The sequence below is a fragment of the Schinkia azotoformans LMG 9581 genome, from assembly GCF_000307855.1.
GTDB lineage: Bacteria > Bacillota > Bacilli > Bacillales > Bacillaceae_J > Schinkia > Schinkia azotoformans.
Genome location: NZ_AJLR01000120.1, coordinates 71,712 through 94,455 on the forward strand (window position 1 = coordinate 71,712; position 22,744 = coordinate 94,455).

Genomic DNA, 22,744 nt, shown 5'->3' on the forward strand with positions numbered 1-22,744 from the left:
CTGACGGAAATCAGAATTGTCTAATATTACAAGTCTATCTGTATTGTAACAGGATTTTTGGGGTTCTGGATAGAAAAACGACTCTGGGTATTTAACTATGAAGCGATTTGCATTAATATGCTAATATTGGTATTTCTAAGTAAGATATAAAATCTTAACAGTACAAAGGAGTATAAAGATATGGCAACGGAAAAATTATATTACCAAAATCAATACATACGCTCATTTACTGCCAGCCTTCAAAAATCAGATAAAGATGAACAAGGGCGTTTTTATGTTGTTTTAGATCAAACAGCTTTTTATCCAACCGGTGGGGGACAACCTCATGATACTGGAATGATAAATGGTGTGAATGTTGTTGATGTCGAGGAAGTTGATGGGGAAATTCGGCATTACATAGAGAAACCTATTGAAGCCCAAAAGGAATTCCTCTGTGAAATCAATTGGGAACGCCGCTTCGATCATATGCAGCAACATTCAGGGCAGCATATTTTATCAGCTGCATTTGATCATCTTTTTAGCTATAAAACGGTGAGCTTCCACTTGGGTAAAGAAATTTGTACGATTGATATTGAGACAACAAACCTTTCTGAAGATGAAGCTCTTCAAGCAGAGAAACTTGCCAATAGCATCATCCAAGAAAATCGGCCGATTGAAGCAAAGTGGGTAAGAGAGAATGAGCTTGAAAATTATTCTTTAAGAAAAGAATTGTCGGTATTAGATAATATACGTCTCGTGATTATTCCTGATTTTGATTACAACGGCTGTGGAGGAACACATCCAAAGGCAACTGGTGAGGTAAGCGCCGTTAAAATTTTGCATTGGGAAAAACAGAAGAAAAATATTCGTGTTTACTTTGTTTGCGGAAATAGGGTAATCCAACAACTTCATGAAAAACACAAGGTCATTCAAAGTCTAATGACGATTTTAAGTGCACCACAGGAAAAATTAGAAGAAACAGCCAACCGTGTGCTACAAAATACTAAGGAACTAGAAAAAATAATAGACGATTTGAAAATGAAATTTCTTGATCATGAAGCCAACCAATTGATAAATGGGGCACAGGAGTTTAACAATCAAAAATTGGTAAAAATAATTTTTACTAACCGGTCAATGGCTGAATTGCAGCAATTGGGGAAAACGATTGCTGCCAATACGGATAATATCATTGCTCTATTACTAAATGAGCAGAATAACAAGATTCAGCTCGTTTGTTCAAGGAGTAAAGATGTAAATATCAATATGAATAATGTAATCAAACAGGTTTTACCTTTGATAAATGGTAAAGGAGGAGGGAGTGATTCCGTTGCCCAAGGAGGCGGAGAGCGAACTATTTCACCAGAGGAATTAATGAATGAGTTATGTAAGGAAATTTCGGGAAATGAATAAACAAACAGCAGGGATATCTGAAATCCCTGCTGTTTTTTAGAAAGAAAGACTATTTGATGAAAAGCGTTTTTTTAATTTGTAAAAATTTCTTTTGCGCCCTTAATTCTGCCTTTTTACCAAAAAGATAATTCATCATTAGGAATCATCCTCCTAAATTACTAAAATTCTTTTTATTTTCTATAACTTAATTATAATCCATATTTTAAGGAAGTCAATAATACCGGTATACCAAATACCTTAAAAGTAAGGATTTTTATACAAAATATAGGGAGCAAAAACTAATTTGGTATACCTAGTTCGTTTATATAAGCCTTAATAAAGTTAATTATCGATTATATTCATAAATTTACGTGTTAGCTAATATAGTTGGAGTTTAAGAAAAAGAAGAATAAAAGAAATGACTGGATAATAAAATATTGTATACCAAAAAATATCGAAATAGGGTATAATTACCAATACATTTAAAAGAAAAGTGGTGGTGCGAATGATAAAATACTTGTTCATTATTACGTTATTCCTTTATGTATTAACAGAAATCTTTCCTAGTATGCAACTTTCATATGTATTATCGATTCTTTGTATGGTTATTATTGTTTCGACTTTATTCTATGTAAAACGTTTTGTGAAAATCTTAGGAATTGTTTTTTTACTAATTGGTGCGTTGATGTTGTTTACTAGTGGGGCAAGCTGGAAAACTTATATCATATCATTTGGACCAATGCTTAATCTTTTAACTTTATTTTCTATTATTCCCATATTGGCAATTCCAATTCAAATTGGGAATTATGCTGGTGGCATACAAGAATTAGTAAATAGAAAGTTGAAAAATTCCGGACATCTCTACATGCTGACTTCAGGAATTTCTTATTTCTTAAGTATTTTTATGAATCTTGCAACGTTGCCAATGACCTATCATTCGATGAAACCTGCTTTACAAGTATTTTCATTGCAAAGCACGGGAAGATTCATGAGTCGGGCAATTACACGTGGGTTTGCAATGCCGCTTTTATGGGCGCCCGTGACTCCGATTGTTGGTATTGTCATAGAAATGACAGGGGTAAGCTGGAGCACCATGCTTCCTTATTTATTGCCGCTAAGTATAGCAGGGTTATTATTGGATTGGTTTTTAGCGGGGAGGGCTGCCTCAAAATTAGGGAGTGAAAAGCTCGCAGGGAGCGCTTCTGCTAACGAAATTGCTACAACGATTGAAGTGAGCGGCAAATCGTTGCAAAGTCCAAAAAGGATTGGTCAAATCCTAGTGGCCATTCTTATTTTCAATATTTGTATTGCCATTTTTGATTATGTTTTTCATCTCAGTTTTTTAATTTTAGTGGCTTTGTTGGTAATTCCGTTTGCCTTTTGTTGGTCTTTTTTGTTAAAAAAAGGAAGAGAATTTTTGACAGGCTTACAAATTCATACCAACACGTATTTATATAAAATGAAGGATCAATTTTTTATTTTCTTATCAGCCGGTTTTTTTATTTCGGCGATGCAATTTTCCGGTACTGATCATAGATTGAATGAAATGTTTGTTGTATTTAAGGGGTTGGTAGGAATAGAGATGTTTTTATTAATGATACCAGTCATACCACTGATCCTAGCCTTTACCGGACTACATCCAGCAGTGGCATTAGCACTGCTAGCTGAAACTCTAGATCCGACTCAATTGGGGATTTCACCACAAATTTTAACAGTGTCCATGCTTGGTGGGGCTGTTTCTGCCTTTTTAATGGGTCCCTATAATGCAACGATTGGCTTAATGTCTGGAATTATTAATGAAAGTCCATTCAAAATCTCAAATTGGAATGCTCCATTTACCGTTTTATATTTGCTATTGGTTATGGTCTATCTTATCATCCTTAATGTTTTTATATGAGAACGCTAAAAAGACCTTGTCAATCGACAAGGTCTTTTAAATCTGCTTACTAATTTTTTACAAGTCTCGTATGTTTAGAGTCTTCATCATTTCCAGAGGCTTTTACAATTTCCCCCAACTCATCCCTGGCTGCTTCGATCGAATCAAACGTTTCAAAGAATTTAACTCTGATTTGATTTATATATTCTTTACCTTCGTACTTTTCATAAAGGCAAATCTTAGTATCTCTATTTAGTACTTCGGCTATTGTATATTTCGCTTTTATTTCATCAAAGAAATGAAAGTTATAGGATTCAATCGGTTTTATTCCGTTTGAATCCACCTTTGTTTGAAATGTTTGTTTGTTTGTCAAAATAATGTATTTCCCCATTTTTAATTCCTCCCTTTAATTTGTTTCCTCTTTTAAATTAATACTTCTAATATTACGGTCCAATAAATATATTGTCTTTAATTAACCACCACCTCTTCTAAACGGCATTTGGTATACCACCTTATAGCCATTTTATAAAATTTTTTCTAGTTTTTCAAGTTTATAGTTGAAATGTTTTGAAAATTTTGTATAATCAAATCATAGTTTTATAAACTTTTTATACATTTTAATAACAAAATAGTGTAAACCTCGTTAGAAATGATGGGAGGCAGTAAGGCAAAAACTATTTTGTAAGGGGTTTCACGGTTTTGACAAAAAACTTTTTAGAAAGGGGAATAAAAAATGCCAAGGGTTATATTGCATGTTGATGGTGAAATCATTGAGCAGGAAGTAAAAGAAAATTCCAATCTAGTCGTATTGGCAGGTATCAAACAGTTTCCCAAATTAAAGTATGGCTGTGGGATGGGGAAATGTTTAAAGTGTGCTTGTGAGATCATTTCTGGTGAGGAGCAATTGAGTTCGCCAAATTGGAAAGAGGAACGAATGCTGGGTGAAAGTGCCCACAACGGAATCCGCCTGACCTGTCAATTAACTATTAGAGAAGATATTGAAATCACTCAAGAAAATATTGCAGAAAAGATTAAGAAGGAAAAGGATTCTATTAAACTAACGAAATAGCTTTTTATTATTTTATATTGGTATACAATATTCCAAAATGCTGGAGGGAAAAGAATGAACAAGTATTTATTAACGGAAATGACTTGGGAGGAGGTGAGAGATGCATTAAACACAGTAAAATTAGCAATTATTCCAATAGGTGCTCACGAGCAGCATGGCCCCCATATGGTTGAGAGCTGTGATGCTGTATTAGCTACTGAAATGGCAAAAAAACTAGGGGAAAGACTTTTCCCAAATGTTCTAATCACACCAACAGTCAATATGGGGGTTTCGAGTCACCATATTAATTTCCCTGGAACGATAACGCTTAAACCAACAACATTGATTGCCATTTTAGAAGATATGGTTACTTCATTAAAACACCATGGTATACACAATTTTTTATTTTTGAATTCCCACGGCGGAAATCAGTCTACCCTGAATGTAGCAGCTACTACATTAGCAACAGAACATGAAGTAGAAATCTATTTTGCTAAAACTACGGCATCCGCTAAAAAAGCCATTTCTAAAAATATTGAATCAACATTGTTCGGTCATAGCTGTGAAAGGGAAGTTTCTGAGGCTCATTATCTTGCTCCACAGTTAATCCGCCATGAGAAATTAGCGAAGGGCGATATTCAGGAAGGGGGGAGATGGAAAAAGCTGCGGCCGAATCAGGCATTACAAGGATTCTATCGTTACGAAGAAATGACAGCAAATGGCTGCATTGGCGATGCTACAAAAGCAAGCTATGAAATTGGCAAAGAAATTGTGGAAGAAGCTTTAGAAAATTTGGCTAGGTCGATCGAAGAAGTTCTGCAATTGGAAGTGAATTCAATCTAAAAAGGGGTGCGTGTTGTTTGGAATTAACTGCTGCTCATTGGTTGTATGCCTTATTCACGGTTGTCGTAATTGTGACGATGTTATTTCGGCGGGGTGTTGTGTTGCCAACACTAATCGGAACTTTTTTTGTCGCATGGGTCTTTAAAGGTTCATTTGTCAGCGGTTTTCAGGCCGTATTTAATGCAAATTTAGTTGCCGCTAAGGAATTGTTTACAATCTTTCTGATTATCACATTAATGGTTGCTCTATTAAATTCATTAAGAGCACTTGGTGCCGACGAAAAAATGATTTTACCAATCCAAAAGGTTATTAAAAATGCGCATATTGGGATCATCGTCATCTTTGCAACAACTTATGTAATCTCTTTATTCTTCTGGCCGACGCCTGCTGTTCCGTTAATTTGTGCCTTGTTAGTGCCTGTTGCTATCCGTGCCGGATTACCAGCGATGTCAGCCGCGATGGTTGTAGCCATTGCAGGTCAAGGGATGGCGCTGTCATCTGATTATATTATTCAAGTAGCTCCCATGCTTACAGCAAAAGCAGCAGGGATTGAAACATCCGCCGTTGTGGATAAAGCAATGATACTTTCATTAATCACTGGCGGGGTCGCTTTAATAACAATCTACATGATGATTCGACGTACGCTTAGAAAACCAAATAGTGAGTTGGCGGAAATGGAGCTTAAAGTTCTTCAAGGCCAACAAAGTGCTGAAGCGGAAGCATCAGCTACAGTAGAAGGAAATGGAATTGACGCTGCAAATCGTGAGAAATGGGGAAAAATGTTTGCTGTGTTTGTGCCTCTATCGATGCTAGCAGTCATGATTTTTATGTTCTCTACGAAATTAAATCCTGATACTGCAGGGGTTTTTAATGGTGGAGATGGCGCGGCCTTTATTGGTGGTGTAGCTGCTATTTTATTAATCCTATCCACAGTTGCTTTCAGGAAAATTCATGCATTAGATAAGGTAAGTGACCATATTACAGAGGGTTTTGTTTTTGCATTTAAAGCGATGGGGCCAGTTATCCCGATTGCAGGTTTCTTTTTCCTTGGCAGTTCGGATTTTACAGGATCAATTCTTTCATTGGGAGAAGATGTTGCAAAACCGGCATTTTTATTTGATCTTGTTGCGACTGCACAAAATGCCATTCCACCAAGCGCCTTTTTAACAGCATTTGGTGTACTAATTGTTGGAATTATTACCGGATTGGATGGTTCAGGATTCTCCGGTTTGCCTCTAGTTGGAGCACTTTCCGGTGCAATGGCTGATGGTGTTGGTTTGGAGGCTGGAACGCTTGCAGCTATCGGTCAAATGGGTGCCGTTTGGACAGGCGGTGGTACGTTCATTGCATGGTCGTCGTTGGTTGCTGTTGCGGGCTTTTGTGGTGTTCCAGTATTAGATTTAGCGAGAAAGTTGTTTATACCAGTAATAGCCGGGCTTGCTTTATCCACGCTTGTTGCCCTTTTCCTATGGTAAATTTACGTCGTCTGTATAGTTTTTAAATAAAGGTATTAAAAATATTTAAAAAATTTAGAAAATGGGTTTACAAACAGTTTGAGATTTTGTACTATTAATTTAGATGGTATACCATGAAGCGAAACAGTATAAAAGCTACCCTAGTTTTTATCGAAACAACTTAGAAGAAAACTGCTATATTTGAAAAAATATAAGGTTTTATTTTAAAACATTTGGTATACAAAATACAATAAGCAATAAAAGGCTTGAGAGGAGAATGGAAAATGGCAGAATTATTATCAAAGGATGAATTTAGAAAAGCATTAGAAGAGGCGATCAAAGGAAACCACAGTCAAAAAGCTCCATTTACAGTTGCATGGGCTGAAGGAAAACTTGAAAGAAAGCATTTTGCAAGATGGGCTGAAAATCACTATCACTATGTCGGACCATTCGCTGATTATCTAGCATATATTTATGCTAATACTCCTGAAAAATACACAGATGCGAAAGATTTTACATTGCAAAACATGTATGAAGAGGAAATTGCTGGAGACCGCCACACAGACCTTTTAATACGTTTTGCTGAAGCGTGTGGAACAACTAGAGAAAGAGTAGAAGATCCACATAATATGGCACCGACTACTCTTGGCTTACAAAGCTGGTGTTATAATGTTGCCCAAAGAGAAAACTTCGTTGTTGCAACTGCAGCTCTTGTAGTAGGATTAGAATCTCAAGTACCAGACATTTATCGTAAACAAACACCTGCTTTACGTGAACAATACGGATTTACAGACGAAGAAATCGAATTCTTTGATTTACACATTGTCTCTGATGAAATTCACGGCGAGCGCGGCTACAAGATTGTTCTTGAATGTGCAGATACCCCAGAGCTACAACAAGCTTGTTTAGAAGCTGTTCGTACAGGTGCAAAAATGCGTCGCATGTACATGGATGGTTTATGGAGCACATACCTGCAAGAAGATTTAGGGGCGTTAATCCAAGCTTAATTTTGTCGTAAATATTCCGAAAAATAGTTAAATAAAAAATGTTCAGGCAGTTTCTTTTATAGAAGCTGCCCCATTTATTCATAGTAGATGAATGAATTAGAAAGGATGATCCTCTTGCTTACAACAAAAGTTGATACATTTAAAAACTATATTGGAGGGAAATGGGTAACTTCCAGCAGTCAAAAAACTTTTAAAAGTATTAACCCTTCAAATAAAAATGATGTCGTAGGCGTATTTCAAGCCTCAACTGAGGAAGACGTTAGAGTAGCGATTGAAACTGCAGCTAAGGCATTTCCAGAATGGTCAAAAACCTCACCATCTAAGCGTGCTGCTATTTTATCAAAAGCAGCGGATATCTTGGAAAGTCGTTTAGAACAGATCGCTAGTGAATTAACAAGGGAGGAAGGAAAGCCGATTGGTGCGAGTAGAGGTGAAGTCAGCCGCTCGGCACAAACCCTTCGCTATTATGCCATTTCTGGACAGAACATGACTGGAAATACGTTTGTAAATGATGATCCAAATATGAATGTGGCGACAGAACGTGAACCTCTTGGAGTTGTTTCCGTCATTACTCCATGGAATTTCCCTTTATCTATTCCAGCTAGAAAAATTGCTCCAGCATTAATCACGGGGAATACAGTTGTATTCAAGCCGTCATCAGATACCCCTCTTATCGCCTATCGTTTAGTGGAGGCTTTGCATGAGGCTGGTATACCGAATGGTGTCATTAATTTTGTTACTGGGTCTTCTAGAGATGTCGGCAGCCTTTTGGTTACCCACCCAGCCATTCGTGCAGTTACTTTTACAGGCTCAACGGGTGCAGGAGAAGACATTCATCGCCAGTCATCTTTAACTACTAGAACCCAAATGGAACTTGGTGGTAAAAACCCATTAATCATAATGGAAGATGCTGATCTAGAGTTAGCTGCTTCGATTACTGTCAATGGTGGTTTTTCATTAACAGGTCAAGCTTGTACAGGTACGAGCCGTGTGATTGTTATGAAGGAAGTAAAGGAACGATACATTGCAGCGTTAATTGAAAAAACAAGGGCATTAAAAATTGGTGACGGCTTTGAAGAAGGTGTAACCATCGGTCCTTTAGCAAACGAAAAACAGCTGCGTAATGTCCTAAAATATATTCAAATTGGAAAAGAAGAAGGAGCAACCCTTGTATATGGAGGGGAGCAGTTGACTGAGGACAAATATAAGGATGGTTATTATGTCGTGCCGGCTATCTTTACAAATGTGAAAAATGAAATGCAAATTGCCCAAGAAGAAATATTCGGACCTGTCATCGCCGTCATCGAAGCTACTGACTACGAAGAGGCTATTAAACTAGCGAATGATGTAGAATACGGATTGTCAGCATCAATCGTGACGAACAACATGAAATATGCCCATCAGTTTACAAAAGATATTCAAGCAGGAACAGTCAAAGTCAACCGTACAACTACTGGTAATCTTGTGAACGCACCATTTGGTGGCATTAAAAAGTCAAGTACGTCAACATATAGAGAGTCAGGTACGGAAGGATTAGACTTTTTCACACAAACAAAAACCGTATATATCGGATACTAATAGGAGGAATTAAGAAATGAAACAATCTTTAAAATTGGAGTTAGAAGAAGCAAAAATTATGATTGAAGCGGCAAAGAAGAAATCAGAAGAGATCAATGTTCTAGAAACAATCGCGATTACAGATGATGGAGGAAATTTAATTGCATTGGAAAGAATGAATGGAGCCCGCATCACAGGACCTGAAATTTCAATTGCAAAAGCATATACAGCGGCAGGTCATAAAAGGTCCACTCATCTATTTAACAAAGAGCCAAATGGTCCTGCCCTTCCAGGTAACGAAGCATTTGGTATCAATCAGATGCTGCCAGGTAAATTCGCGATATTTGTAGGGGGATTCCCAATTGTAGCAAATGGGGAAGTTGTCGGGGGAATCGGTGTCAGCGGCGGCAACGGTGAACAGGATACGGCTGTTGGTACAGCGGCCTTACAAGCGTTGCAAGAAAGCTTAAAAGACCAGGGTATTGAAATTATTACTGACGCAGACATAAAAAAATAAGAGCGGCTTTAAAGAGGTGTTGTTCTATGGGTCACTTACAAGATTTAACAATTGGTTTTGCAAGGACCGGACTAACAGGTTATGGTGGAGGACCTTCCACCATTCCTTTAATAGAGTATGAAGCAGTAAAAAGATACCGTTGGATGACAGAAGATGAGTTTGGAGACACTCTTGCATTGGCAAATACTTTACCGGGACCGATTGCAACGAAGATGGCTGCCTATATTGGTTATAAAGTGAAAGGGTCTGTGGGGGCAACAGTTGCTATTCTTGCGCATATTCTTCCATCGATTATCGGTATGCTTGGCCTACTAGGCGTACTATATACTTATAAGGATTCTCCTTTTGTTAAGGGTATGGTTCTAGGAGTTGCCCCGATCATTGCTTTGATGCTCGCAGAAATGTGTTATAAATTCTTCATCAAGGGGAATAAAGGATTAGGGATCAACATAAATGTGGTCTTGTCTATCGTATCATTAATCGCACTAGCCTTTTTAAATATCCATCCGGGAATCGTTATTGCGGTATTTTTACTAGCGGCATTTCTAATTGCTACTTTTAAACAAAAAGCGCACGCTGTTTCTCCGGCAGAAAGTGTTAAAAAGAGGAGAGAAAGCGTATGATTTACTGGGATATATTTGTGGCTTTTTTCATAGCTAATTTACTGGGTTACGGTGGAGGACCTTCCACGATCCCATTGATTCAAAATGAGGTTGTTAATCATTATGGGTGGATGACTCTTCAGGAATTTGGAGATTTATTTGCAATTGCCAATGTATTGCCGGGACCGATTGCAACAAAAATGGGCGGATACATCGGCTATCAAGTAGGCGGATCATTAGGGGCTATTGTTGCTTTAGCGGCGACAATCCTTCCTTCAGCAATTGCAGTCATTATTTTGTTTAAATTTGTGACATTATTTAAAAATTCACCACAAGTATCATTAATGACAAAAGCAGTTCAACCGGTCATTGCCATTTTATTAGGTGTTTTAGCTTATCAGTTTTTTAGTTCATCCTTTATTACGATTGGCATATTGCATTTATTAATAGTAGCACTGATTGGATATCTATTAATGTACAAATTAAAAATCCATCCGGCTCTTGTCATTGTCTGTGGTCTGTTTTATGGCGGTATTTTTTTATCATGAAAGCTTGTATAGAGGGATGAAGGAATGGACGGCCAGGTTAAATCTTGGTCGTTTTTTTTATTGGAAATCAAGAGGCATTATATGGTAACATTATTGGTATACAATTTATAAAGATAAAAATAAAAGAAGGTGAAACCTTTGCATGAAAAATGGGTTGCCGATGATTTATTATCGATTCGGGAGCGGGCTTATATCTATTTAAAATCACTCATTTTAGAAGGGGAACTAAAACCGGGTGACAGATTAATTGAAAGAGAGTTAGCTAATCAATTGAACATCAGCCGTACTCCAATCCGTGAAGCATTGTTCAGACTTGAATCTCAAGGGTTTGTAAAAACAGTGCCGAGAAAGGGTGTTGTTGTTTCTAATATTTCTAGTGAAGAGGTTGTCGAGGTTTTCAATATTTTATCTTCCTTAGAAGTATTAGCAGCAAAATTAGCAGCCCAACGGATGGATGAAAAAACACAAGAGATCCTCGATGAGAAAATTGCTGAATTAGAAACTTTTCTCAATAGTTCGCATAAGGATTATGAAACTATTCATATTGATATGAATATGGTTTTATATAATGCCGCAAAAAGTCCGAAATTATTTGAAATGCTATCGGGATTAACGGACTATATTCAAATGTCGGCCAATATGGGGTATGAAACGCCAGGAAGAAAAGAACAAGCCATGAAAGAGCATTTGGAAATTATGAAAGCTTTAAGAAATAAAGAAGTGGAACTTGCCGAATCTCTAACAAAAATCCATATCGAGAATTCAAAGAGAGCTTATATAACATCCGTTGAAAAACGTAAGGAAAAAGAAAAAAAGTAACAGGTTAGCATTGAACCTGTTATTTTTTCTGCATTCAAGCTTTCTATAGTTTTCAAATCAAATAGATTATTTTGTATATTTAGTATTGCCTGAAAAATTAAAATGTGGTATATTGTATACCAAGAAGATGAGAGGAGGAAATGGAAATGCCTAAAATTAATTATGTAACGAGTGGAAAAACTTTTGAAGTACCCGAAAATTCAAATATTCTTAGAATGTCATTAAGATATGATGGTGATCTTCCAAACAGGTGTGGCGGGGGACTTTGCGGAAGCTGTGTCTGCAAGGTTGAGAAAGGGGCAGAGTTTTTAGATAATGTAAAGAAACAAGAACGTAGAAAGCTTGGGGATGAACTATTAAGTCAAGGATATCGCTTAGGATGCCAAACCTTCGTAAACGGTGGCGATGTATCTTTATCATGGTCAGAAGAGATTACAAATTTTGTTAAAAAGCGTAAGCCTGATAAATTAGAAAAAGAAGCAACACCACAAGCATAAAAATTTCAATAGTAATAAAAGTGGATAAGGATGGATGAAAAATTGAAAGCACATACACATGTACTTGATGTTGAAGGTATACTGAATTCCAAAGGATTATCATTACCGAACACACCCAAGCCGTCTGGGAATTATTTATTTTTAAATCAAGTTGGCAATGTTATTTATATGAGTGGAATTACTTGTAAATTCAATGGTGAAATAGCTTATAAAGGTAAGGTTGGTAAAGACTTAACTATACAGGAAGGATACGAGGCAGCCAGAATCACGACGTTAAACCATTTAAGCATTTTAAAAGATTATCTGGGGGATTTTAATAAAATCGACAAGATTGTAAAAATAACAGGGTATGTAAACTGTGAACCAACTTTTACTCAAGTACCAGATGTAATAAATGGTACCTCAGATTTACTAGTTGAGCTTTTTGGAGATAAAGGAAAACATGCACGTTGTGCAGTAGGTGTTGCCTCCTTACCAGGAAATGCAGCGGTTGAAACAGATATGATTGTATTATTAATAGATTGAGATGAAAACAGGATTGTGATGGCGGAATTGGCTAGTATTTCAGAAAGACGAATAGAACGATTAGTGAATCCGCAATTAAATGATCTGCCAGCCTTCCTAAGTCCAGACCCAGGGCTTCAATCAGGAGCGATGATAATGCAATATACAGCCGCCTCATTAGTTTCAGTAAATAAAACACTTGCCCACCCATCCAGTGTCGATTCCATCCCTTCATCCGCAAACCAAGAAGACCACGTCAGCATGGGCACCATTGGAGCACGTCATGCCTATTCCATTATCGAAAATGTCAGAAGGGTACTAGCGATTGAAATGATTTGTGCGATGCAGACCGTTGAATATCGCGGCATTGAAAAAATGTCTCCACTTACTAAAGCATTTTATACAGAGGGGAGAGAAGTTGTTCCTTCTATTAGATAGAAGGGATCGAATTTTTTCAAAGGATATGGAGGCACTTGCAAAATGGTTGAAGGAGAAAAATCTATATTGACGATAAAAAGCGAACTTTTGGTTCGCTTTTCATACTTTTCTCACAAAACGTACATAAACTCGCCATTTTTCAAACTCAATTATGTGATGTTACTCACGTTTATATAGTAGTTACCTTGATATAGTTATTAAAAAGTATGCAGAACTTGTGCAGAAAGCGTGCAAATTTATAACTTTATAAAAAGGAGTCAGTTATGAAATGGCCAACCTACTTTTTTTTATTGGTAACAGCTCTTTTCATTTTTAGTGGGAAAGCTGGAGCTGAAGAGTTCCGTGTAACAAATGAAAATGAATTGCAGATGGTATTGAAAACGGCGGCTGAAAACGATGCTATCAAGATTAAAAAAGGTATTTATCAAGGAAACTTCTCTGTGAACAAGCCGCTTACTATTAAAGGTGAAAAAGGGGTGATCATAAAAGGCCCTAACAAGGGTGATGTCATTACAATCAATGCGGATGATGTGGCTATTGAACACTTACAAATTGAAGGAAGCGGTTCACAGAATGCGGGCATTCATGTGAATGGAAATCGTAGTTCCATTAAAAATACGAAGATTTATGACGTCTTTCATGGAATTGTTCTAAAGAATAGTTACGGCCATCAAGTCGATGACAACATCATCACAAGCTACACAGATGATACTATTGTTCATAAAGGCCACGGAATTTATTTGATTGAAGCACCGCATTCCCACATCAGGAATAATATTATTTTTGGTACGAATGATGGAGTTTATCTATCTTACTCAAATTTAAGTGAAATTAGTAGAAACACAGTTACCAATGTTAGGTATGGCATTCACACGATGGATTCGGACGATGTGATTATTCATCAAAACCAATTGTCAAAGAGTCGTAATGGATTAATGCTTATGCAAAGTAAACGGCTATCCGTTAAAGAAAACTATCTATTTGCAAATACGACAATTGAAGGGGCTGGCCTCTTTCTATTTGATACATTTGATTCCCAAATCTCAATGAATATTGTCAAAAAAAATAATAAAGGTATGTATCTTGAAAACGGGAAAAGAAATGAAATTTCATTTAATGAATTTGATCAAAATGACAAGGGAATGGAACTTGCCAAAGGTTCAGAGGATAATGGAATCTATTTGAATAATTTTTTAAATAATAATCAGCAAGTTATTACAGATAAAGAAAATGAAAACTTATTTAATCTTGAAGGTTTTGGGAACTACTGGGATGATCAGCGTCATCTACATTTAGATCGGGATGAGCCAACGTTACATGCGTCTATTTATTCAACAAGGCCGGTACTACTAGAGGAATTCAATCGGCAAGGGACAAATAATTACGCCTATAAAAGTGGAGATGTTTTTTACCATTTAACGACAAAGGAACCTTATTTACAAATATTCTCTGGAAGTCCAGCGGTAGGGTTATGGAATACGATTGAACAATTTGTCCCTATCCCTTCCAAACAGTTCATTGTGGATGAAAATCCAATTCAAACACCGGTAGTGATTGACACTATGATTGAGCAAAAAGTAATGAAGAATGATGGGGAAAATGCAGTAGATCTTGAAAAGAGTGGATTTTTCCTAGTATTTATGTCTATCAGTTTCTTAACATTATGGTATACGAGGAGAATGAAAAATGATGCGTAAACTTTTCTGTGTAATATTGCTTTTATTTGTGATAGTAGCAGGATGCTCAAGCCAAGATGCTTTTAAGCCGCAGCCAATTGATACCAATGTTGATGGTTGTGACGAGTGTCATATGGGGATACAGGATGTAAAAGCATCAAGTGAAGTTATATTGAAAGACGGCACACCAAAGAAGTTTGACGATATCGGCTGTATGGTTCTTTTTATAAAAGATCACGAGGAAGAGGTTGCCAATGTTTTTGTTCATGATTACTTGACTAGTGAATGGATTGACATGAACAACGCTGTTTTTATTCAAGGCAGTAAGATAAAGTCTCCAATGAATTACGATTTTGTAGCCTTCTCATTTGCAGAAGAGGCAAAAGCTTTCCAAGCTGAAAATGGAGGAGAATTGTATACTCCTGGAGACGTCCTTAAAGCTGATGTTCAAGCATTAAAGGATGCAGGGCACGGTTCTGATGCCGGGGTCGGTCATGAGGCTGAACATAACATGTAAAAAGTAAAACAAGTCCGATTATGAAGGATGATTATACATGAAAAATTTAAAAACGTTGAACTCAATGACATTGTATGAATTACGACTTTTGTTGCGGAGTAAATGGCTTCTTAATTTTATGATTCTACTTCTTTTAATGGCCGCTCTCTTTTATTTCTATGGTTTGAAGTCGCTAGATGCGGACCCGAGTGAAGTGAAGTATGGTCTTTCTTCGATCTCATCGAGTATTGATACAGGCTCAATCGATCCTTCCTTTTTTGGACTGGAAGAAATGGCTTCCGATGAGCCCGGTGATTCCAATAATGGGAAGGCTGGATATGATCGTGCCATTGCGATGCTAATGAATTTATCATTGTGGGTGCTCCCTATCATTTGTTTAATACTTGGTACAAATGCAATTGTCGCTGATAAAGAGGATGGAAGGTTAGCCCTTTACCATACTTATCAGATGCCATTTTTCTATTATTTGCTTAGTAAATTTACAGCTCTTTGTATCTCAATGCTGGTTGCGTTAGGAATTTCCTACGGGTTATTTGGAATGGTCATCGCTTTTACCACCGATGGGGCACAGTTTAACTTTTTTACAACCTTTTTCTTATTAAATATTTTTCTAATCATCATTTTTTCAGCATTATCAGTGTTGGTTGGTTCAATTAGTATGACTAGAATGCAAGGTCTGTCTTATGCATTATGTGTATGGAGTTTTCTTGTTATTGGTTATGAATTTATTATTTTTTCAATTATAGATTGGATTCCATATGCGCAAAAGTTAAATAGCATGCTTGTTCTAGTACTTTCTAATCCAATTGAATCATTACGTGTCTGGTCCATCACGAAGCTTAATGCGGATTATATATTTGGTCCTGAATATTTACTGATTCATAAGTGGGGGCAGGATGGAAGTTTAACTAATTATGTGATCCTATCATCTGTGCTCATGATTGTAATTTCATTAGTTCTTGCTAATTTTACAATCAAAAAAAGGAGGGAGCGCATTGGCTAATCCAACTATCGTTCTTAAAGCTCAAAACTTATCCAAGACCTACGGGAAAAAACAAGTGTTATCTTCTACTGACCTTTCCATAAATAAAGGAGAATGTGTTGTTTTTTGCGGAGGGAATGGGGCTGGAAAGAGTACCTTAATTAAACTGCTAACCGGAATTGAGAAACCATCATCTGGCATATTCCAATTTCTTACTTCAAAGAAAAAAAGTTTTGGCTATATGCCCGATCATATGAATTTTCCGGGAGAATTGTCTCCTATTGAAGTATTAATGTATTATCGTACATTTGTGGATGCAAGCAAGGAGAAGATGATGGAAGTCATAAAAAAAGTAGGTTTATGGGAAGTACGCAACCAAAAAATTAGTTCATTTTCAAAAGGAATGTCACAGCGTGTTAATCTAGCACAAGCACTTTTGTCCGATGTAGATGTTTACATCTTTGATGAACCTACGAATGGGCTAGATCCTTATTGGGTTATTGAATTTAAGAATATCATTAAAGATCTAACTAATAATGGAAAAACAGTGATTTTAAGTAGCCATATTATGAGAGATGTGGCCGAAATCTCCGATCGCGTTTTCATAATATTTGAAGGTCAGGTAAAAGAAAGTGGCAGCCTCGAAGAAATTTATGAAAAATACGCAACACAAACGTTGGAGGAAGTTTTTCTTAAATTACTCGAAAAGTCACATAGTGTTGCATAAGGGACAAAATGTCCCTTTTATTTGTTTGATTATTATATTTTTAATAAACTTTAGTTTATAATATAGTAAGTGAAACAAATGAAAGGGATGTCGGTCATGTTTGAAATGTATTTTCCTGATAATAAATTGGAATATATTCCGGCTTTTATGATGGTATTAATCTTTGTTCTTCTAACTTTTTTAGCTATCAACCAAATCATTAAGTTTTCTAAAAAAGAAGAAGAAAAAGCAAGGATGCTAGAAAAGCAGATTATGGAGAATAAGCTAGAAAGTCATAAATAAATCATTGTGAAAAGCAGAATAAAACCATAAATATATTATGTAAACTAGGTTATAAAGTCGAAGTGCTCGGCACTTCGACTTTATAAATCCAAATCCCCAAGCATTTTATAAACTTTATCTCTAGTAAAATTACGTGACTGCCAAGCATCGCTCGTTAATATTTCTCTTTCTCGCTTTCGCTCTTTAAGCAACGTTTCCAAACCTGGAACATTCGGATTTTTCTCGTAAAGCTCAATCAGTCCAAGAATACCAGTAGAAGAAAATTGGTTTAAATAGTGGATGTCAATTTTTCCTGTTTCCTCATAGCGGGCTATGTTTTGCTTCACAACAATCCAATCGAGATTGACGGTATTGATACCGACATAATAGACGAGTGCTGCGATAAAATAAAAATGAAACAAGGAAAGCTGCTCAAGCCAAATCTTCACAAGCGTATAGGCAAGGATAAACATAAGAAAAATCATGAAAGAATGGACTAGCACTCTCAAAAAGGTAAAACCATATGCATCCTCATACATCAACATTCTCATGAAGGCAGATATTAGAATAACACTACTTGATAAAACAAGAACAGTTAGAGTAAAACGGATTGCTTTTTTTAGAAATCCTAGAACTAGCTTCGTGGAATATATAACAGCGACAGTCACTGTTAGATTAATCATCGTCACAAAAAGTAACTCGAAAAATCCGCGCCGTGCATATTCCGCATAAGTGAAGCCGTCTTCAAGCGTCCCACTGAAAAAATATTTGAATTGGACAGCGACAAACAGGATGTACACCAAGTCTAAAAGTAATAGAACCGTCAATGTTATGACCCCATCCATTGAAAGGGGCTTGATCATCCCATCCTTTTGAATCATTTCCACTTTTCTTTGTAAAAGCACCTGCAAAAAGCCGAAAAATAGAAAAGTAATAATAACAATGATAATAAAACGAATAACAAGATCGCCTCTGAAGGTCATAAAATTCGGGATATTGGTTAAAATTCTTGCAAATTGAGTATCAGCTTTCATTAACAAATTAATAATGATAAATAAAAATGGAACAGAGATTCCGATCCCAATTAAAATCTTTTTCCAAACATCAAAACGCTTCGTATTATTTCCGCTTTTTGATAGCTTGGACGTATATTTTATAAAGGTTGCATTATAACGGATCCCGTCAACTAGGCGACGTAGGGTGTAAAAAACAAAATTGAAATTACTCCATTCGAATTTTTTCGGAGAAGTAACTAAAATAAGATGAAAAATAACAAGCGCTGGAATGACCAGAACATTTAATAAGTAAAACAGAGCCGTATCATATGTGTAATAGCCGGCGGCCAAAATCCATATCGAAATTAATAGCAAATAACCAAAACGTTGATGAGAAAATGAAAACGAACGAAATCTCCAAAAAAATAACGAATAAAAGCAAACGATAAACACAAAATAGGAGATGCCAATCTGAAACCTAAAGAACGATTCTTCCGCGACTATTCCAACAAGAAAACATAAAAATAAAAAAATCCAATCTTTCTTCTCTGTTTTAAACTCCATTTCAATCCCTCCAAAATCCTAAATAGGAATTCTATATACATAGTTTATCTATGTATATAGCTAAAAAAATTACACAGAAGCTTTCTTACCCCATCTGTAGCTTATCAAACATAAAGGGTACAGCAGTATGGTAAGGAAAATACATAACCCAATAAATGTTTCTGTCAACAATGGATGGAACCATTCTCGTGGTATGATCTTGAAAACCGTTAAAAACATCAAGGTCAAATTCGGCACTAATGCTAATATAAAAGTTCGTTTTAATACTTTCTTGCCTTTATGTCCAAAACCTTTCCCTATTTCATAACCAAGCAATGCCCAAAACACCATGTAAATCAGAGCAATCAAGATAGGAATGGACGTCAACTGATTCCATAGTCCTTTCAACCAAGTCCAATCGAATACATTATGGGCAAGGGTTAGTATGGCCCCTCCGCCAAAGAAAAAAATATTGACTGAAATAAATAACCATTTCATATTGCTTGGTGTAACAGAAAGCTCTTCCTCCCATATTGCAGCAATTTCATCGGGTGTGCCAAACCTTTGGAAAACTTTGTCCTGTACTTCAGCTTCATTTTCTATGTTGAGGAACTCAATTAGGAGTTCCTCAAGATGGGCTTCATATTCCTGTAAAATCGATTCCTTCTCCGGATGATTGCCAAGGCAAGAATTAAGTTCGGTTAGGAAATCATTCTTCAGCCGTTCCATGTTTTTTTCTCCCTAATACCGTATTGATCACTGAAACAAAGTCGTTCCATTCTTGGGTTTTTTCTTCTAACATCTCTCTTCCGGCTTCGGTAATCTTGTAATATTTACGGGCTGGACCTTTTTCTTGCTCCTGCCAATAGCATTCAATATATTCCTGCTTTTCAAGCTTATGTAGTGCTGGATACAATGTTCCTTCCTTTACAGAAAACCCATTATCGCTGCGCTTTTCTAATTCTTTCACTAGCTCGTAGCCGTACATATTTCTTTCATCGAGCAGTTGAAGCAATAAAAGGGATGTACTTCCTTTTACCAATTCACGATTAAACATACTTTCACCTACCTAGAGTTTTTAGGTATATAGAGATTCTATAATTTATCCAATAATTTGTAAAGATTAAAAATGGAATTCAAGTAGAAAATTGATGAGAGTATTTTTAAAATGTAAAATAAGCAGTAAAGAAAATTGCAAATATTTTTACGAAGGGAAAAGGAGAAAATGAATTTTGTTGATTTAATAAAAGAAAACTATATAGTTGCAATCATTCGAGGTATTGAAAAAAAGGATATCATTCCTGTTGCTGAAGCACTATATAAAGGGGGCATCAAGCTCGTAGAGGTCACCATGAATACAGATGGAGCAGTAGAAATGATTTCGATGTTAAATAAAAAATTCGGTAAAGAGTTATACATTGGGGCAGGAACAGTTCTTGACGTTGCAGAAGCAGAAAAAGCAATCGCCGCAGGTGCTAAGTATTTTGTTACTCCAAACGTAGATGAAGAGATTATCAGATATGCATTAGAGCATAATATCGGTATTCTTCCAGGAGTTATGACTCCTACAGAAGTTGTACAGGCGTATAAAGCTGGAGCGAAAATTGTTAAAGTGTTTCCAACCAGTATTTTAGGAAGTAGCTATATTAAAGAATTACAGGGGCCGTTATCCCATATTCCAATGGTTGCAGTGGGTGGAGTACGCCCTGAAAATGTCATTGATTTTATAAAAGCAGGGGCAGTTGGAATAGGAGTTGGTGGCAGTTTAATTGATAAAGCTGCGATTGCAAGCAGTAACTTTGAAAGTATTACTAAAAAAGCGGAATTATTGTTGCGGAAAATTAGGGAAGCTACAATCTAAAAATGTCGAAATTCAGATAGTGGATTTTCATCAATCGACATAATAAATTACTTTCCAATTCTATGATCTTTTAGTAATTGAAAGGGTAAAAGGTAAACAATTGTAAAATTTCAAGTGAAATTTTTTTGAATTTTATTTACAGCATCATCCATTTGGTGATATCATGACAATGTAAAGAAAAGTTATTACTTAGCTTTGTGAATATATTCACACTAATTTCACTAGATTTAAATAATTTATAATTATCTTATAATTTCATACTTTTTAATCTTTAAACAATTGTAATACTGCATAATAGAGTTATAATTGAAAAAAGAAAAGGTGTGTGACATGTTTGCACCTTACGTCGGTGTGCTGCCTACATCTTTCTACAAATTCTAGGGGAAAAGGTTGGTAGAAATGAGTAACAGGGAAACTAAAACAGACGTCATTTTAATTGGCGCCGGAGTCATGAGTGCTACTTTAGGAACGATCTTAAAAGAGATAGTACCAGAATGGGAGATTTCCGTATTTGAGAAACTAGCAAATGCAGGGGAGGAAAGCTCTAACGAATGGAATAATGCTGGAACCGGACATGCAGCTCTATGCGAGCTTAACTACACAGTTGAAAAGCCGGATGGATCTATTGATATTAGTAAAGCTATTAATATCAACGAACAGTTCCAGGTTTCAATGCAATTTTGGTCTTATCTTGTTAAGAACGGGTTGATAAATAATCCACACGAATTTATCATGCCGCTGCCCCACATGAGTTTAGTACAAGGGGAACAAAATGTCGAATTTTTAAAGAAAAGATTTGAAGCGCTATCAAAAAATCCATTATTCCAAGGGATGGAATTTTCAGATGACCCTAGCAAACTAATGGAATGGATTCCGCTTATTATGAATGGCCGTACACCAGATGAACCTATTGCTGCAACAAGAATCGAAACAGGAACGGATGTTAACTTTGGTGCTTTAACACGCATGCTGTTTGAACACTTAGAAAGTAAAAATGTTAATATAAACTATAATCATAGTGTTGATGATATTAAACGTACGAACGACGGTTTGTGGGAATTAAAAGTAAGAAATCTTGAAAAGGGTACAGTTGAACGCCATAGTGCAAAATTCGTCTTTATCGGAGGCGGGGGTGGTAGCCTACACTTACTACAAAAATCCGGCATCCCTGAAGGAAAGCATATTGGAGGATTTCCAGTAAGCGGACTATTTATGGTATGTAATAATCCGGAAGTTGTTGACCAACATCTTGGAAAAGTATATGGCAAAGCTAAAGTTGGTGCTCCACCGATGTCTGTACCACATCTTGATACAAGATATATAGATAATCAAAAATCATTGCTATTTGGACCATTTGCAGGCTTTACACCAAAATTCTTAAAAAATGGTTCTAATATGGATTTAATTACTTCAATTAAACCAGATAATCTGGTAACGATGTTGGCTGCAGGTGCAAAGAACGTTCCATTGACTAAATATTTGATCGAGCAGGTTATGTTATCAAAAGAAAAACGTATGGAAGAATTGCGCGAGTTTATCCCTGAAGCTAAAAGTGAAGATTGGGATATCGTTGTAGCTGGTCAACGTGTTCAGGTTATTAAAGATACTGAAGCTGGCGGTAAAGGAACACTTCAATTTGGTACTGAGGTAATAAATGCTGCTGATGGCTCAATCGCTGCATTACTAGGTGCATCACCAGGCGCTTCAACTGCAGTTCACGTTATGCTTCAAGTACTCAATAAGTGCTTCCCACAGCAAATGAAAGAGTGGGAACCAAAGATCAAGGAAATGATTCCTTCTTACGGGTTATCATTAATGAAAAATACAGAACTTCTAGATGAAATTCATGCTTCAACTGCTGAAACACTTGGTTTAACGGACAAAGAAGCTGTATATAGCGATAAAACGTTAGTTTTAGCTAATGCTTAAGATTGAATAAGTTTGTGCAATAATGTACAAGTTATTTACAAAAATTTCATAAACGTAAAGCAGAATGGAGAGGATCCTTCTGCTTTTTTGTTATACTATAAGAAATTATAAAATTTTATGGATTATAGTATAAGAAAAGACATCGTAATTTGCCATTATGGGCAAATTACGTGTT

Annotated in this window: 24 protein-coding genes and 2 pseudogenes; 22 read left to right on the forward strand and 4 right to left on the reverse strand. The window is 36.3% G+C overall.

Annotation, left to right across the window (positions count from 1 at the left end; genetic code table 11):
• Nucleotides 1-174: 174 nt before the first annotated feature.
• The 3 genes and pseudogenes from BAZO_RS23315 to BAZO_RS13940 all read left to right on the forward strand — a co-directional run.
• Nucleotides 175-393: pseudogene (locus tag BAZO_RS23315) on the forward strand (alanine--tRNA ligase-related protein); the annotation flags it as partial.
• Nucleotides 394-465: 72 nt separating this feature from the next.
• The gene (locus BAZO_RS13935; RefSeq protein WP_326153846.1) at nt 466-1,389 is read left to right on the forward strand and encodes a DHHA1 domain-containing protein; all 924 of its coding nucleotides are present in this window, start codon (nt 466-468) and stop codon (nt 1,387-1,389) included.
• Between the two features lie 484 nt (nt 1,390-1,873).
• The gene (locus BAZO_RS13940) at nt 1,874-3,265 is read left to right on the forward strand and encodes a hypothetical protein (protein WP_003332231.1); all 1,392 of its coding nucleotides are present in this window, start codon (nt 1,874-1,876) and stop codon (nt 3,263-3,265) included.
• Between the two features lie 49 nt (nt 3,266-3,314).
• On the opposite strand, the gene BAZO_RS13945 is transcribed toward BAZO_RS13940, so the two are convergent.
• Nucleotides 3,315-3,635, reverse strand: coding sequence for a hypothetical protein (locus BAZO_RS13945; protein ID WP_003332232.1), 321 nt, complete (start codon nt 3,633-3,635; stop codon nt 3,315-3,317).
• 342 nt (nt 3,636-3,977) lie between these two features.
• On the opposite strand from BAZO_RS13945, the gene BAZO_RS13950 reads away from it, so the two are divergent.
• The 17 genes and pseudogenes from BAZO_RS13950 (at nt 3,978) to BAZO_RS14030 (ending at nt 17,262) form a co-directional block, all read left to right on the forward strand.
• Entirely contained in the window at nt 3,978-4,313 is a 336-nt protein-coding gene (locus BAZO_RS13950; RefSeq protein ID WP_003332233.1) for a 2Fe-2S iron-sulfur cluster-binding protein, read from the forward strand.
• A gap of 54 nt (nt 4,314-4,367) precedes the next feature.
• On the forward strand, nt 4,368-5,135 hold the full coding sequence (locus BAZO_RS13955) for a creatininase family protein (protein WP_003332234.1): 768 nt from the start codon (nt 4,368-4,370) through the stop codon (nt 5,133-5,135).
• A 17-nt stretch (nt 5,136-5,152) separates the two neighbouring features.
• Nucleotides 5,153-6,610 carry a hypothetical protein gene (locus BAZO_RS13960; protein ID WP_003332235.1) on the forward strand — a complete coding sequence of 486 codons (1,458 nt, stop codon included), beginning with the start codon at nt 5,153-5,155 and terminating at the stop codon, nt 6,608-6,610.
• Nucleotides 6,611-6,873: 263 nt separating this feature from the next.
• On the forward strand, nt 6,874-7,596 hold the full coding sequence (locus tag BAZO_RS13965; RefSeq protein WP_003332236.1) for an iron-containing redox enzyme family protein: 723 nt from the start codon (nt 6,874-6,876) through the stop codon (nt 7,594-7,596).
• Nucleotides 7,597-7,701: 105 nt separating this feature from the next.
• The gene (locus BAZO_RS13970; protein ID WP_039957598.1) at nt 7,702-9,174 is read left to right on the forward strand and encodes an aldehyde dehydrogenase family protein; all 1,473 of its coding nucleotides are present in this window, start codon (nt 7,702-7,704) and stop codon (nt 9,172-9,174) included.
• A gap of 16 nt (nt 9,175-9,190) precedes the next feature.
• Nucleotides 9,191-9,670 carry a GlcG/HbpS family heme-binding protein gene (locus BAZO_RS13975; RefSeq protein ID WP_003332240.1) on the forward strand — a complete coding sequence of 160 codons (480 nt, stop codon included), beginning with the start codon at nt 9,191-9,193 and terminating at the stop codon, nt 9,668-9,670.
• Nucleotides 9,671-9,696: 26 nt separating this feature from the next.
• Nucleotides 9,697-10,293: a chromate transporter gene (locus tag BAZO_RS13980; RefSeq protein ID WP_003332242.1), complete on the forward strand. Its 597-nt coding sequence runs from the start codon at nt 9,697-9,699 to the stop codon at nt 10,291-10,293.
• Nucleotides 10,290-10,820 (forward strand): chromate transporter, encoded by a 531-nt coding sequence (locus BAZO_RS13985; protein ID WP_003332244.1) that lies wholly within the window; start codon nt 10,290-10,292, stop codon nt 10,818-10,820. Before BAZO_RS13980 ends, BAZO_RS13985 begins: the two co-directional genes overlap by 4 nt.
• 138 nt (nt 10,821-10,958) lie before the next feature.
• Nucleotides 10,959-11,639, forward strand: a complete 681-nt coding sequence (locus BAZO_RS13990; RefSeq protein ID WP_003332245.1) for a GntR family transcriptional regulator — start codon at nt 10,959-10,961, stop codon at nt 11,637-11,639.
• Between the two features lie 146 nt (nt 11,640-11,785).
• Complete coding sequence (locus tag BAZO_RS13995; protein ID WP_003332246.1) at nt 11,786-12,136, forward strand: 2Fe-2S iron-sulfur cluster-binding protein; 351 nt, start codon at nt 11,786-11,788, stop codon at nt 12,134-12,136.
• Between the two features lie 30 nt (nt 12,137-12,166).
• Complete coding sequence (locus tag BAZO_RS14000) at nt 12,167-12,661, forward strand: RidA family protein (protein ID WP_003332247.1); 495 nt, start codon at nt 12,167-12,169, stop codon at nt 12,659-12,661.
• A 9-nt stretch (nt 12,662-12,670) separates the two neighbouring features.
• A pseudogene (locus tag BAZO_RS14005) lies at nt 12,671-13,148 on the forward strand (aromatic amino acid lyase); the annotation flags it as partial.
• 193 nt (nt 13,149-13,341) lie between these two features.
• On the forward strand, nt 13,342-14,775 hold the full coding sequence (locus BAZO_RS14010) for a right-handed parallel beta-helix repeat-containing protein (RefSeq protein ID WP_003332250.1): 1,434 nt from the start codon (nt 13,342-13,344) through the stop codon (nt 14,773-14,775).
• Nucleotides 14,765-15,271 carry a nitrous oxide reductase accessory protein NosL gene (locus BAZO_RS14015; RefSeq protein WP_003332251.1) on the forward strand — a complete coding sequence of 169 codons (507 nt, stop codon included), beginning with the start codon at nt 14,765-14,767 and terminating at the stop codon, nt 15,269-15,271. Before BAZO_RS14010 ends, BAZO_RS14015 begins: the two co-directional genes overlap by 11 nt.
• A gap of 37 nt (nt 15,272-15,308) precedes the next feature.
• Entirely contained in the window at nt 15,309-16,274 is a 966-nt protein-coding gene (locus BAZO_RS14020; RefSeq protein ID WP_003332252.1) for an ABC transporter permease subunit, read from the forward strand.
• Nucleotides 16,267-16,980 carry an ABC transporter ATP-binding protein gene (locus tag BAZO_RS14025; RefSeq protein ID WP_003332253.1) on the forward strand — a complete coding sequence of 238 codons (714 nt, stop codon included), beginning with the start codon at nt 16,267-16,269 and terminating at the stop codon, nt 16,978-16,980. Before BAZO_RS14020 ends, BAZO_RS14025 begins: the two co-directional genes overlap by 8 nt.
• 78 nt (nt 16,981-17,058) lie before the next feature.
• The gene (locus tag BAZO_RS14030; RefSeq protein ID WP_035197381.1) at nt 17,059-17,262 is read left to right on the forward strand and encodes a hypothetical protein; all 204 of its coding nucleotides are present in this window, start codon (nt 17,059-17,061) and stop codon (nt 17,260-17,262) included.
• Between the two features lie 80 nt (nt 17,263-17,342).
• On the opposite strand, the gene BAZO_RS14035 is transcribed toward BAZO_RS14030, so the two are convergent.
• From BAZO_RS14035 to BAZO_RS14045, 3 genes are all read right to left on the reverse strand, one after another.
• Entirely contained in the window at nt 17,343-18,800 is a 1,458-nt protein-coding gene (locus tag BAZO_RS14035; RefSeq protein WP_003332255.1) for a DUF4153 domain-containing protein, read from the reverse strand.
• Nucleotides 18,801-18,869: 69 nt separating this feature from the next.
• Complete coding sequence (locus BAZO_RS14040; protein WP_003332256.1) at nt 18,870-19,508, reverse strand: HAAS signaling domain-containing protein; 639 nt, start codon at nt 19,506-19,508, stop codon at nt 18,870-18,872.
• Nucleotides 19,489-19,836 (reverse strand): PadR family transcriptional regulator, encoded by a 348-nt coding sequence (locus BAZO_RS14045; protein ID WP_003332258.1) that lies wholly within the window; start codon nt 19,834-19,836, stop codon nt 19,489-19,491. Before BAZO_RS14045 ends, BAZO_RS14040 begins: the two co-directional genes overlap by 20 nt.
• A gap of 168 nt (nt 19,837-20,004) precedes the next feature.
• Between BAZO_RS14045 and BAZO_RS14050 the strand changes: the two genes are divergently transcribed.
• On the forward strand, nt 20,005-20,640 hold the full coding sequence (locus BAZO_RS14050; protein ID WP_003332259.1) for a bifunctional 4-hydroxy-2-oxoglutarate aldolase/2-dehydro-3-deoxy-phosphogluconate aldolase: 636 nt from the start codon (nt 20,005-20,007) through the stop codon (nt 20,638-20,640).
• A 399-nt stretch (nt 20,641-21,039) separates the two neighbouring features.
• On the forward strand, nt 21,040-22,569 hold the full coding sequence (locus BAZO_RS14055) for a malate:quinone oxidoreductase (protein ID WP_039957601.1): 1,530 nt from the start codon (nt 21,040-21,042) through the stop codon (nt 22,567-22,569).
• Nucleotides 22,570-22,744 lie beyond the last annotated feature (175 nt).